9 protein-coding genes are annotated in these 13,735 nt (G+C 52.4%); 4 read left to right on the top strand and 5 right to left on the bottom strand.

All coding sequences use genetic code 11. The annotated features are described in order from the left end of the window. Window positions 1-126: 126 nt before the first annotated feature. Both cynS and WFN61_RS03745 read right to left on the bottom strand, forming a co-directional pair. Window positions 127-597, bottom strand: coding sequence for a cyanase (gene cynS / locus WFN61_RS03750; protein ID WP_144812368.1), 471 nt, complete (start codon window positions 595-597; stop codon window positions 127-129). A 27-nt stretch (window positions 598-624) separates the two neighbouring features. After that, the gene (locus WFN61_RS03745) at window positions 625-1,284 is read right to left on the bottom strand and encodes a carbonic anhydrase (RefSeq protein WP_312273676.1); all 660 of its coding nucleotides are present in this window, start codon (window positions 1,282-1,284) and stop codon (window positions 625-627) included. A gap of 109 nt (window positions 1,285-1,393) precedes the next feature. On the opposite strand from WFN61_RS03745, the gene cynR reads away from it, so the two are divergent. After that, a complete protein-coding gene (cynR, locus tag WFN61_RS03740) occupies window positions 1,394-2,281 on the top strand; it encodes a transcriptional regulator CynR (protein ID WP_337037698.1) in 888 nt (295 codons plus the stop codon). Window positions 2,282-2,306: 25 nt separating this feature from the next. Here the strand turns inward: cynR and WFN61_RS03735 are convergent, their stop codons facing one another. The 3 genes from WFN61_RS03735 to WFN61_RS03725 all read right to left on the bottom strand — a co-directional run bounded on the left by WFN61_RS03735 (window position 2,307) and on the right by WFN61_RS03725 (window position 3,029). After that, window positions 2,307-2,621 (bottom strand): hypothetical protein, encoded by a 315-nt coding sequence (locus WFN61_RS03735; RefSeq protein WP_144812378.1) that lies wholly within the window; start codon window positions 2,619-2,621, stop codon window positions 2,307-2,309. Between the two features lie 161 nt (window positions 2,622-2,782). Beyond that, entirely contained in the window at window positions 2,783-2,902 is a 120-nt protein-coding gene (locus WFN61_RS03730; RefSeq protein ID WP_257758266.1) for a type I toxin-antitoxin system Hok family toxin, read from the bottom strand. Beyond that, a complete protein-coding gene (locus tag WFN61_RS03725; RefSeq protein WP_257758265.1) occupies window positions 2,847-3,029 on the bottom strand; it encodes a FlmC family protein in 183 nt (60 codons plus the stop codon). Before WFN61_RS03725 ends, WFN61_RS03730 begins: the two co-directional genes overlap by 56 nt. 301 nt (window positions 3,030-3,330) lie before the next feature. Here WFN61_RS03725 and WFN61_RS03720 point away from each other — a divergent pair, with 301 nt between their 5' ends. The 3 genes from WFN61_RS03720 to WFN61_RS03710 all read left to right on the top strand — a co-directional run bounded on the left by WFN61_RS03720 (window position 3,331) and on the right by WFN61_RS03710 (window position 13,719). Continuing rightward, window positions 3,331-4,407: a mechanosensitive ion channel family protein gene (locus WFN61_RS03720; RefSeq protein ID WP_144812481.1), complete on the top strand. Its 1,077-nt coding sequence runs from the start codon at window positions 3,331-3,333 to the stop codon at window positions 4,405-4,407. A 205-nt stretch (window positions 4,408-4,612) separates the two neighbouring features. Further along, window positions 4,613-4,825, top strand: a complete 213-nt coding sequence (gene cspF, locus WFN61_RS03715) for a cold shock-like protein CspF (RefSeq protein ID WP_144812484.1) — start codon at window positions 4,613-4,615, stop codon at window positions 4,823-4,825. 311 nt (window positions 4,826-5,136) lie between these two features. Further along, window positions 5,137-13,719: a GH36-type glycosyl hydrolase domain-containing protein gene (locus tag WFN61_RS03710; protein ID WP_337037691.1), complete on the top strand. Its 8,583-nt coding sequence runs from the start codon at window positions 5,137-5,139 to the stop codon at window positions 13,717-13,719. The last annotated feature ends 16 nt before the right edge of the window (window positions 13,720-13,735 follow it).

Genomic DNA, 13,735 nt, shown 5'->3' with positions numbered 1-13,735 from the left:
CATGTCCCGGTAGAGCGGTAGCATGAGTCGAGTTTATCGAGAAAAGTGAATGACGCATCACGGGATCTTCTTTCTGAAAACGCAGGCAGCCCGGTTTTTCAGTTGCCGGGCTTAATGTTGAGGGGATCAGAAAGGCTTGGTTGGCAGATACTTGCCGTCCAGGGTGATCACCGCACGATGGCCGCCGTCCGGATCTTCAACTTTCTTAATGTCCAGTTTGAAGTTAATGGCGCTGATGATGCCGTCACCGAACTTCTCATGAACCAGAGCCTTCAGGGTGGGCCCGTAAACTGACATCATCTCGTAGAAACGGTAGATGGTCGGATCGGTCGGGATGCCATCGGCAAAGCTGCCGCGAACGGGCACTGACTGCAACAGTTTAACTTCATCGGCATTCAGGTCGAGCTTCCTGCCGACAACTGCTGCGGCATCGGCAGGCAACGGATGCTGACCAAGCAGGGCTGCGGTAACGAAGGCTTCGGATAAACCGGTGCCGTCAACGATGTCGGCGAAGGAGAGATCCTTGCGTGCCTTAGTCAGAATAATGGTTTCGGTGAGTGCCTGACGTGCGGCCTGAGTGACTTGAGTCTGGATCATGGTCTTTTCTCCTGAGAAGTAAAGGGTTCAGGCAACATGCCTGGCTTGTGAGGAAACGGCGTTTACGTCTGGATTTTCAGCAAGGGACACAAAGGTGCCGGCTCTGCCATCAAAAGCATCAATGCGACCGCTCTCAATGTCATAGACCCAGCCGTGCAGCGTTACACGTCCCTCTTCAAGCGCCAGGCGAACGGATGGATGAGTCTGGATATTAGCCAGCTGCGCGATGACGTTTTCGCGCACCATCGCCGCGACTTTGGCGGACGGGTCAGGATGTTGTCGGGCCTCATTCACCACACGGGCGGAGTCGGCATAGCGCAACCAGCTCGATACGGCGGGCATATGGTCGAGGCATTTGCAGGTGGCAACGGCAGTCATGGCGCCACAGTCAGAGTGGCCGCAAATTACGATGTCATTCACCTGGAGAGCAGCAACCGCATATTCCACTGAGGCTGAAACGCCGCCCGGTTCCGGGCCATAAGAGGGCACAATGTTGCCGGCGTTGCGGATCACAAATAAGTCGCCAGGTTCGCGCTGGGTAACCAGTTCAGGCACCAGGCGGCTGTCGGAGCAGGAAATAAACAACGCCCTCGGGTTCTGCTGGTTGGCCAGACTTTTGAACAGCTTGACGCGCTCGGGGAAGACGTTTTTCTGGAACTTCAGAAAACCTTCAATAATCTCTTTCATGGTTGCAGTCTCAGTGCCGGTTGTGTGGGACAAAGAGTAAGCAACCTCTGGTATAAGGTAAAAGTCTACATTATTATGGATTGCTTCAGATAATCTTATGGGATAAACGATGCTTGCGCGGCACATACGGTATTTTCAGGCGGTTGCTGAGCACCTCAGCTTCACCAAAGCTGCTGCAGCGCTGCACGTCTCTCAGCCAGCGCTCTCGCAGCTGGTAAAGCAGCTGGAAGAGGAGCTGGGCACCCAGTTGTTCGATCGGTCTGGCCGTACAACACGTCTGACTGATACCGGGCACGCTTATCTAGAGTATGTGCGCCGCGCTTCTCAAGAGCTGCGGGACGCTACGCGCGCTATCCACGACGTAAACGATCTCAGCCGTGGATCGCTCCGCTTAGCCGTAACGCCAACCTTCACAACATATCTTGTCGGGCCGCTGGTCGAGGCATTCCACCTTCGCTATCCAGAAATCACCCTCAACGTGCGGGAAATTTCACAGGAAAGCATCGAAGCGCTGCTTCAGGAAGGGGAGCTGGACGTGGGGATCGCATTCGGTGATGTTCACTGTTCGGACATTGACGCGATACCGCTGCTGGACGAAACGCTTGCCCTCGTGATCAACAAAGGACACAGGCTCGCGAAGGAAAAATCTGCCGGGCTACGGGCTTTAAATACCGAGTCCCTCGTATTACTCAGCAAGGAGTTCGCGACCCGCGAGCAGATTGACAGCTTCTGCCGTAAACACAGCATTCATCCAAAAGTCGTGATGGAAGCTAATGCTCTCGGGGCGGTAATCGAAATTGTCCGCAGGACATCTTTATCCACGCTGCTGCCCGCCAGGACCGCCCTTGTCCAGGATAATCTGGTAGCGATCGCGCTCGAACCCGAACGCCTGACGCGCACAGCGGTCCTGATGCGCCGAAGAGATGCTTATCAGAGCTTTGCAGCCCGGGCATTTACTGAAATAGCCGTGGACGTATCCGCTCAGCTGAATGCATAACCGCCTTTATAGCAGTTACAGACAGTTACTTGGGCGGCGAAACGGCAGCCACCGTATGCTGGAAAACGTAGGGATCGGAGAGTAGTTCAAACTGCTCATCATCCGGATAGGTGACCGCCACATGATAATTCTCGCCTGCAAACGCCTTCACCGCCGATAGATCTTCCCAGTACGTTGCGAGGAAAAAGTGCTCCCAGTCGCCCTGCGTCTCTCGGCGAACAAACGCCCCCCGGTTTCCCGGTACGCTTTTTGAATGATCGACGCCTGTTTTATCAAGGTGCTCTGCAAAGCCTTCAGCATGCTTTAGTGGAACGCAGCCGTGCCATGTCCGGACAATCATAATTTATCTCCTTTTCGCGTTAACGTATTACCCTATCATCAATGATTATGCTTCTTTAGAGAAAAAGGCTGCTGGCCTAAACCAGCAGCCCTTGTAAAGGCGCTCGCGATGCTCAGACACATCCTTCCTGAAAAGGCGGGGTTGCCCCCGCCTCCATGTTGCTACTTACCGGATTCGCAGGCCATCGAAGCAGCCACCTCCCTGCTCCCATCTCTGTAGCGAATTTCACACAGTGATTTTCGCGTCAGCCAGGTGAATATCAACAGCGTTAAACAGACAATTAATACGCACCAGATGAGAGCGTTCCATGGCAGCTTCATAGCCTTCTTCTCCTTGCCTTGTGGCGGGTAAACGGCTACTCTGATGTTGTCGAGCATAAGAGCAAGCCTCGTTGGTTAATTGAAAAATGACCTTCGGGGCTTTCTTCTTTCTGCCTCACCACATCTTTACCACTTCAACGTTATGAGGCAAAAAGCCTCAAGCGCCACGGCTATTCTACTGCGTCCATGCTCTCTGTGTTGCGGCGCGCCACGCATAACACCTTGCTGCTGCAAAATATTTTAATAAACTGACGAGGCCTGATTTTCATCTTTTTCTTCTAATAATGCGCGTAAAGCAGGCTAATATAGAGAACAGCGTTAAGAGAAGAATAACTGATTTTTTAACCGAGCTGACTACGCAGGGTTGTTGGCAGGTATAAGGGGAAAGAATGCCTTTTTTATTTGGTGAGTTATCTGTCGCTCCGGCATGGGTGCCAGCTGTATTGGTCGTGACGCTCTCGCTCGCGGTGGGTTTTCTCGCAAGATTTATACTGCTACAGTTCATTCGCTACTGGCAGAGTCGTGACAGAAAGCTATTCAAATCCCTTGAGAAACACCTTCGCGGATCAATGTTCCTTTTCATCCCCCTGCTGTTAATACGCGTGGGAGTTAATTATGTCCATGTTCAACCTGAATACATTACATTCATTACAACGACAATTAATATATTTATAATATTATCATTTTGCTCAGTCCTGATACGATTAATTAATGTTGCGCAGGATATGCTTTTTATACGCTATGACATTAACATTTCCAATAACCTTCGCGCCCGCAAAATTCGCACTCAGATAATCTATGTTAAGAAAGTCGCTATTGTTGTGCTGGTGACGCTCTGTCTTTCACTGATTTTACTTAGCTTTCCTGGCGTTCGAAAATTTGGTACGACCATTCTGGCTGGTGCAGGGGTTGCCGGAATTATAATTGGTTTTGCCCTGCAGAAATCACTTGTCAATTTGTTTGCCGGAATTCAGATAGCGTTTACACAACCCATAAAAATCGATGATGCTGTAGTGGTTGAAAAAGAGTGGGGTTGGATTGAAGAGATAAACCTGACGTATGTTGTAGTGCGTCTCTGGGATCTGCGCCGACTGGTCTTACCGATCACCTACTTCACAGAAAATCCATTCCAAAACTGGACGCGTAACAATGCACAAATTTTGGGATCTGTTTTTCTTTATGTTGATTATTCCATGCCCTTAGAGCCTCTGCGAAAACACTTTGAAAAGGTGCTCAGTGAAACAAGACTTTGGGATCAACAAACTCAGGTCCTTCAGGTTACCGATACGACTGAAAAAACGATGACCATCAGATTGTTAATGACGGCGCAAAATTCACCTACGGCCTTCGATTTACGCTGTTACGTGCGGGAAAAAATGATTGAGTTTATTCAACAAAATTACCCGCAGAGTCTTCCTCAGGTCAGGGCGACGCTGACCAGTCCCGGTGCCTCCGGGAGTGAGTGATTATCTTACAGGCGGAGCGTAGCGAATCTGTCAGCGGATTACATCAGACTTAGGTCATCTGTATGTCCGCTGGTTGATAATGTTGGCCGCAATTTCTTAGGGAGCATAATAAAAGCATTATAAATATTTCCTGCAAACACTATTAAAAGTGGCAATATAATTTTTTCGATGTATAATATGCACGTGTTTTTAACAAGGAATTGACTTGTCACATAAAATGACAGGAATTGTCAAAAGTTTTGACGTTCTTAGTGGTAAAGGGCTCATCACCCCTTCTGATGGCCGAAAAGACGTTCTGCTTCACATTTCAGCCGTTCACTCCCGCGAATCAGAATTACTCATCCCAGGAAGCCGTATTGAATTTTGCCGGATCAACGGTCTCAGTGGACCTGTGGCTGCAAACATCTACCTTTCCTGAATTTCAGGACATTAAAATAAATAGATTAAAAATTAACCGCATGTGATACGGTGAAGCTCATTCATTGAAAGGTTAATGATTATGTCCATTATCGATTATGCAATGAACCTCTTTAGCGGTGCGCCTGCCGGCACTGCTACCTGCCCTGTTTGTCTCTCGACGCCAGCACCGCGCACAGAGCCCATATTCTATACTTAAGTCAAATTCCAGCAGATGTAAAATCCCTGATGCCTTACGCCCATCCTGAGAGAACGTTTCTGAACTGATTTCACACCTGCTCCTGCGCGCTAACGTCTCATCAGAGCAACGCTATGAAAAAGACCCCAAGAGCGTGGTTTAACCGCTCCCATACTCCTGCGCATGCCGCTGAAAACGTTACCTTTTCGGCGAACGATCCTACTGGTGAAAGCAGTCCGCGGTCAGAACTTTTTTCGACCGCCCAGATGGAACGCTACGGTCAGAAGCTGGCCCGGACCCATAAAGTATCGCCTGATAAGCCTCCTTATTATCTCCTGAAACGACTCGGCGAAAACGAGGCCGTTATTACGCAAAACTGCTATGAGCTTAACGCGGGTAAAAAGACCACTATCTTGCCCGCCGGGGAGTGGTTGCTGGACAACTATTACCTGATTGAGGAACAGATCCGTACTGTCCGCCAGCACTTACCGAAAAGTTTCGGTAAAGGTCTTCCCTCGCTGATGTCGCCGCTGAACTGTCCACGAATTTACAATATTGCCTCAGAGGCCATCGCTCATGGTGATGGCCGTTGGGATACTGCCAGCCTGACCAGCTATCTCACCGCCTATCAGCAGGCGACACCGCTGACATTAGGTGAAGTCTGGGCCTTACCGGGAATGCTGCGCCTGGCGCTGATTGAAAATCTCCGTCGTATCAGTACAGAGGTGATAAAGGCACAGCGGGAACGAAACCTGGCAGATACATGGATAACACGATTTTTTGAATGTGCGGAGCGCGCGCCTGCTGATTTAATCATGATGGTTGCCGATATGGCGCGCTCCCAACCTCCGTTAACCAGTGCCTTTGTGGCAGAACTGGTGCGGCGCCTGCAGGGCCATGGCAACGCGTTGTCGCTACCTCTGACCTGGGTTGATCAGTGTCTCCGGGAACAGGGAGTCACCACCGATATTCTTATACATAACTTCAATCAACAGCTTGCCGCCAGCCAGCTATCGGTTAGTAACAGCATCGCAGGGCTGCGATTAGTGAGCGAAACGGACTGGGCTGATTTCGCAGAAACGATAAGCGTTGTTGAACAGGCACTGCGCAACGATCCTGCTGGTATCTATCCCCGGATGCACTTCAATACCCGGGATCACTACCGCCATGTAGTAGAGATCCTGGCCAGAGACAGTGGTCTCAGTGAGCCGGAAGTTGCTGACAGGGTTCTGCTGCTTTCAGGGGCCAGGACGCCCGGTACACAGGAATATCACGTTGGGTACTATCTCGCGGGAGAAGGTCGACAGCAGCTGGAAATTCATCTGTTGGCAGACACGTCCAGGCTGATACGATTACGACACAGTTTCAATAGAGTAACCTTGCTCTCCTGGCTTGGAAGCCTGGCATTGTTGACCACCGCAATGACCGCGGCAATATTGCATGAAACTGCCATGCAGGGGGCAGACTGGCTGCCGATCGCAGTGATATTGCCTCTGATTATCGCTTTAACGCAGTTAACGAGTGATTTACTCAGTGATGCAACCACGCGTTTTCGCGTTCCTCGACCGTTGCCAGGCATGGATTTTTCAACCGGCATTCCCGCTGACAGTGCAACCATGATCGTCATCCCCTGCATGCTAACCAGCCACGAAAGTTTCTGCAAACTCCTCACCAGTCTTGAAGTCTGCTGGCTGGGGAATCAAAACGAAAATCTTAGATTTGCTCTGCTCACTGATTTCGCTGATTCTGAAAATGAACCCTCGCCGGAAAGTAACGCACTGCTCAGACAGGCTATCGCCGATACGCAGGTGCTTAACCGCCGTTACCCCTCCAGCCGCCCGCGTTTTTATCTGCTACACCGTCAGCCTGAATGGAATCCGACAGAAGGAAAGTGGATGGGCTATGAACGCAAGCGGGGAAAACTGGCGTTGCTGAATAGCTGGCTGCGCCATCCGGGGACACAGTTCATCAGCGTTGCAGACATGCCTGCCCACCTTTTGCCGGGGCACATTAAATACGTCATTACCCTGGACAGTGATACGGTGCTGCCGCGCGATACGGCACACAAACTGGTCGCGGCGATGGCGCATCCGCTGAATACGCCAGAGTACGATCCGGTCCGCCAGAGGGTCGTCAAAGGATACGGCATTCTGCAACCTGGGCTTGCAGAGGAGATACCACGCAACGGGCAAGGACGCTATGCCGCTCTGCGTAGCAGCGTACCGGGCAATAACCCCTACTCGATGATGTCTTCGGATATCTATCAGGATCTCTTTGGGGAAGGATCTTTCGTGGGCAAAGGCATTTATGATGTCGATATCTTTGTGCAGGCCACTGCTAACACCTGCCCGGAAAATCTGGTTCTCAGCCATGATCTCCTTGAAGGATGCTATGCACGCTCAGGTCTGCTAAGTGAAGTGTTACTCTACGAACAGTACCCTAATAATTATCTGTCGGATGTTGCACGGCGTTCACGCTGGATCCGGGGGGACTGGCAACTGCTTAACTGGTTGAAACCACACGTCAGAAAAGCCGATGGAACCCGAGGTAAGAATCCGCTGACCGCGCTTTCTTACTGGAAATTACTTGATAATCTGCGCCGCAGTCTGGTTGCCCCCTCGCTACTGATATTGCTGTTCTTCACCCTGCTTTGGGTGCCTAATCCGTTTTATTGGCTGGGCGTACTGTCGCTGATATGGCTGTTGCCAGCCATCCTCTGCATCGCCCATGATTTTCTGCATAAACCTCTGCGTCGCCGCCTGAAGCCGCATCTGTTAATGGTGGGCACGAGCGCGCTGAAGCGTCTGTCAGGTATCGGCCTGAATTTCATGATACTGCCGCACGAAGCGGGATACTCGCTGAAAGCGATTGCCGTGACGCTATGGCGACTGGGGATCAGCAGGCATAACCTCAGCCAGTGGGTCAGCCACAGCCAGGACAGCTATCAGGCCAGACCCACGGTTGCGCGTTTTTATCTGGCTATGTGGCTGAACGTTGTAGGTGGCGTGACGCTAATCATACTGACCGGACAACTTGCGCCGCAACTGCTGGCGATTGCGTTGCCGATCGGTTTGCTCTGGTGTCTGGCACCGCTGCTGATGAGCTGGCTGAGCCGCCAGCCTGTACGCAGGGTGTTTTTGCCAAATCAGGAACAAAAACAACTCTTACGCCAGACAAGTCGTGAAATCTGGGCATTTTTTGAAACCTTTGCCACAGAAAAAGAGAACTGGCTTCCACCTGATAATTACCAGGAAATACCGCAACCCACGGTGGCTCATCGTACTTCCCCTACCAATATAGGCCTCTCCCTTATGGCTAACCTGACGGCCTGGGACTTTGGCTATCTGCCTGGAGGCGAGGTGCTCCGACGCGTATCGCTCACGCTCGACACATTGGATAAAATGGAGCACTACCGGGGCCATCTCTATAACTGGTATGACACCCGTACGCTGGCCCCCCTTAGCCCCCGCTATGTCTCAAGCGTCGACAGCGGCAACATGGCAGGGCATCTGCTGACGCTGCGGGCAGGGCTGTCCGCTATGCGTCATCAGCCCGTATCAAACACACAGCAGATACTGGCAGGACTGAACGATACGCTGGATATTCTGGAAAAACAGTGGGGGCAGAACCGACCTGACAGCCTGCAACTGCTGCGCAAACACTGTTTGAGCGCCGAGTCGCTATCTCCGCAAGCGTTTTTTAGCGAGCTGAAAAACATGCGTACCCAGTGCAACCATCTGACAACGCAGAGTCATAAGGGGTCTCCCCTTCAGGTACGTTGGGCAAGACATCTGGAGCATCAACTGGTTCAGCTTTGCCATGAGTGGTCGCTGCTGCTTGGCTGGTTACCCGCCTCCTGGAACGAACAAACACTGCCGACGCTGAGCGAGCTTGCCCGTGCGACATTTACCGGAGAAGGAACACCTCCGGCGTCAGCGACGGGGCAAGCCAGAATGCGGCTCAATATTATCACCGAACTTGAACAGCGACTGGATGAGCACTCCCGGATGGATTTCGCCTTTCTCTATAGCGAAGCCACCAGTCTGCTCAGGGTCGGTTATAACTGTGACACGAATACGCCTGACAAGAGCCACTACGATCTCCTGCCATCTGAAATCCGCCTGACCAGTTTCCTCGCCATCGCGACTAATCAGCTGCCTCTTAAAAGCTGGTACGCGCTGGGTCGACTGTTTACCACGATTGATAATGAAACCGCCCTGATGTCATGGAGCGGATCGATGTTTGAATACCTGATGCCGAATCTGGTGATGCCCACCTGGCCTGGTAGTCTGCTTGATGAGATGAGTAAGTCGGCGGTTATGCGCCAGATTCACTGGGGAAAAGAACGCGGGGTACCGTGGGGTGTATCAGAGTCTGGTTATCATGCTTTTGATGTTCAGCATAATTATCAGTATCAGGCATTTGGCGTGCCGGGTCTCGGTCTGCGCAGGGGACTTGCCGATGACATGGTCGTAGCTCCTTACGCCACACTGCTGGCACTGATGATTTCACCCCAGAGAGCCTGTGAGAATCTGTTCAGGCTGCAAAAAAATGGTGCCCATGGCGAATATGGTTTTTATGAAGCGCTGGACTATACCCCTTCGCGCCTTGCAACCGGTCAGCTCTATGCGGTGGTAAAGTCATGGATGGCACATCACCAGGGCATGGCTTTTCAGGCACTGGCTCATGTACTGCTAGACGCCCCCATGACTGAGCGATTCATGTCCAGTACGGTGTTCCGCTCAGCGAGCCTGCTATTACAGGAGCGCGTGCCGGATGCGATCGATCTCTACAGCCCCCGCCGTCATTTTGAATCTCATGAGGGCAGAGTTAAACCCGTTCGCTATGAACCCCGAATCTTTAATGGAGTGGATACACCCACCCCGGATATTCAGCTCCTGTCCAACAGCCATTATCATCTGATGTTGACAGCAGGGGGTGGCGGTTACAGTCGCTGGAATGATATTGCTCTTACGCGCTGGCGCAGTGATACCACCCGCGATAACTGGGGAGCATTCTGCTATATCCGCGATATACAGACGGGGAGTGTGTGGAGCAATACCTGGCAACCGACAGGCTACACCAAAGGACATGATGAGGAAGTTATATTCACCGATGCAAGTGCTGAATTCAGGCGCTCCTTTGGGGAACTCAGCGTCAAAACGCAGGTTGTGATCTCCCCGGAGGATGATATTGAGTTGCGACGGCTTACACTGATCCATCGTGGTCGCCAGCCGCGCGCTCTGGAATTGACAACCTATGCCGAAGTGGTTTTAGCACCTGATGCCAGCGATCTGGCGCACCCGGCATTCAGCAATCTGTTTATTCAAACTGAGCTGGATCCTGAGCGCGACGCTATTCTTTGCCACCGACGCCCGCGCTCCCCGGATGAACCCAGTCCCTGCCTGTTTCACATGATGGTGGTGCATGGCGATAACCGACATAACGTCTCGTTTGAAACGGACAGGGCAAAATTTCTTGGTCGCGGCAGAAACCCTGCTGATGCCCTGGCGATAGAGGCTGGAGGAGCGCTCAGCAACACGTCGGGGTCAGTGCTGGATCCGATTCTGGCAATACGCCACGCCATCACTCTGCAACCGGGGCAGCCGATCACCATTGATATCATTTATGGCATCAGCGAGACCCGCCAGCAGAGCCTGGCGTTGCTGGAAAAGTATCGCGATTACCCTATCGCGGATCGCGTCTTTGAACTGGCCTGGTCTCACAGTCTGGTAGTACTACGCCAGATGAACGCCAGTGAAGATGATGCCACATTGTTTAATCGTCTCGCCAGCGCGGTGCTTTACCCTGTCCAGGAGCTGCGCGCCGAAGGTCTGGCGATCGGCCGCAATCGGCGTGGACAGTCCAGTCTGTGGGGCTGGGCAATCTCAGGCGATCTGCCGATAGTGTTGCTCAGTATTACCAGCGAGGAAAGTATCTCCTCCGTTACCACCCTGATACAGGCACACCGTTACTGGAGACAGAAAGGACTGAATGTTGATTTGGTTATCCTGAATAACAGCCCCGGCGGCTACCAGCAGGGATTACAAAATCAGATTATGGAATTAATTTATGCCGGGTCTGAAGCCAGTCTGCTGGACAAAAAGGGCGGGCTTTTTGTCCGTAATGGCGAGCATCTCTCTACTGAAGATAAGTTGCTTTTGATGAGCGTGGCCTGTCTTTATATTGATGACCGCGCAGGTGGCATTAATGAGCAGCTTAACCAGCGTCTTCATACCCTAAAACCTCCGGTCAGAGCACTCATTCCACGTGTTGTACGGGAGCATAATCAACATACGGACTGGAGCCCCGATACCCGTCAGTTATGCCATTTTAATGGCTACGGTGGATTTTCGCAGGATGGTCGAGAGTACCAGATTCTCCTGCGGGAAAATGCGCCGACACCGGCCCCCTGGTCAAACGTACTGGCAAATTCCCGTTTTGGCAGCGTGATTTCAGAGGCGGGACAGGCCTACACCTGGTATGAGAATGCACATGAATACCGGTTGACGCCGTGGGAGAACGATCCGGTGAGCGATCGCAGCGGCGAGGCATTTTATCTGCGCGATGAAGAGAGCGGTGAATACTGGTCACCGACGGTTTTGCCTGTTCGCGGACACGGTGATTACCTGACCCGCCATGGTTTTGGTTACAGCGTTTTTGCCCATCGTGAGAGTGGTATAGACAGCGAGCTGACGGTGCTGGTTGCTGAAGCGGCGCCGGTTAAACTGGCGATCCTGACGCTCAGTAACACGTCGGGACGGACACGTAAACTCTCCGTCACTGGCTATGTCGAGTGGACGCTCGGCGAATCCCGAACTCGCTCAGCCCCTCACATTGTGACACATGCAGCCACTATTCCTGGCGGCTGTAGCGTTCTGGCGAACAACTTTTACGGTAATAACGGTGGCGAGCGTACTGCTTTTATTGCCGTCAGCGGTAATGACTGTTCGCTGACGGGTGACCGCCGGGAATTTATCGGCCGTAATGGCTCTCTGCACGCCCCCTCCTCCATGAAACTGCGCAGACTTTCAGGTAAGACGGGAGCCGGTCTGGATCCCTGCGGGGCGGTACAATCGGCAGTCACATTAATTGATGGCGATCAGAGGACGTTTATTTTTATCCTTGGCGCAGAAGAGGATCCTGTACGTGCTCAGGAAACGCTTAACCACTATATGAATGAGGATACGGTCCGTCAGGCGCTAAACCGTGTTCACGCCCACTGGCATAATGTGCTCGATAAAATCGTGGTTAACACCCCCGACACCTCCGTAAATTTACTGGTTAATGGCTGGCTGTTGTATCAGACAGTAGCCTGTCGTCTTATGGCTCGCAGTGGTTACTATCAGTCAGGTGGTGCATTTGGTTTTCGCGATCAACTGCAAGATACGTTGGCATTGAGCCATGCCGATCCGAACCGGATGCGTGAACAGATAATCCTGTGTGCATCACGGCAATTTATCGAGGGAGATGTGCAACACTGGTGGCACCCTCCACACGGCAACGGTGTTCGTACCCGCTGTTCTGATGACTACCTGTGGCTTCCCCTTGCCGTTTGCCACTATGTTGAAACCACGGGGGATAAAGATGCCCTTGAAATACGCACGCCTTATCTCGAGGGGCGTCCGCTTCAGCCTGGGGAAGAGTCTGTCTATGACACGCCGGTCATCAGCGGCACCGAAGAGACACTCTGGTTACACTGCGTCAGAGCGATTAAATATGGACTGCGGTTCGGGGAGCATGGTCTGCCGCTGATGGGCGCGGGCGACTGGAATGATGGGATGAACCGGGTGGGTATCGAAGGCAAAGGTGAAAGCGTCTGGCTGGGCTTCTTCCTGTACGACATTTTGCAGCGCTTCGCGGCGCTGGCGGAGAGCAGGCAGGATGAGGGTGTCGCCTCAATGTGTCGTACACAGGCCTTGCGCCTGCAAAAAAATCTCGAAGCCCACAGCTGGGATGGCGAGTGGTACCGGCGCGGCTATTTTGACGATGGTACTCCACTGGGGTCGAAAGCCTCACAGGACTGCCGGATTGATGCGATTGCGCAGAGCTGGTCTGTATTGTCCGGGGCCGCAAGCCCGGAACGGTGCGCAAAGGCCATGCAGGCACTGAATCAGCACCTTGTAGATAACGAGGGGGGGTTGATAAAACTGTTAACGCCTCCGTTCGATGGCCATGGCCCTAATCCGGGTTATATTCAGGGGTATCTGCCTGGTGTGCGTGAGAACGGGGGGCAGTATACACATGGTGCCATCTGGGCAGTGATGGCATTTGCCCGAATGGGGAGTAGTGAACGCGCCTGGCAACTCTGGTCAATGCTCAGCCCGATAAATCATGCTCTGGATGCAGACTCGGTTGGGATTTATAAAGCTGAGCCTTATGTCATGAGTGCTGATGTCTACAGCGTCGCGCCCCATACCGGACGTGCAGGCTGGAGCTGGTATACCGGTTCCGCAGGCTGGGCCTGGCGTTTACTGACCGAGGAGTTACTGGGAATAAAACGTTCCGGTGCTGTCTTAACTGTTCATGCCCGGTTGCCGGATGCGTGGCCATCTTTTTCTATGGCCTACCAATATGGCAAAAGCCGTTATCAGATCAGTGTCTCACGCGGCGATGCAGAATATCGCCTTACACTCGATGGCGTTATCCTGGCTGATGACAGAATACCGCTGCAAGATGATGGGCAAACCCATACGGTTGAGATCATTCAGAACTGACACTGATTCCAGACGC

The organism is Pseudescherichia sp. AS216 (assembly GCF_037152055.1).
Lineage (GTDB): Bacteria > Pseudomonadota > Gammaproteobacteria > Enterobacterales > Enterobacteriaceae > Pseudescherichia.
The sequence above is the reverse complement of the archived record's forward strand: the minus strand, read 5'-3'. Positions and strand labels throughout refer to the sequence as shown.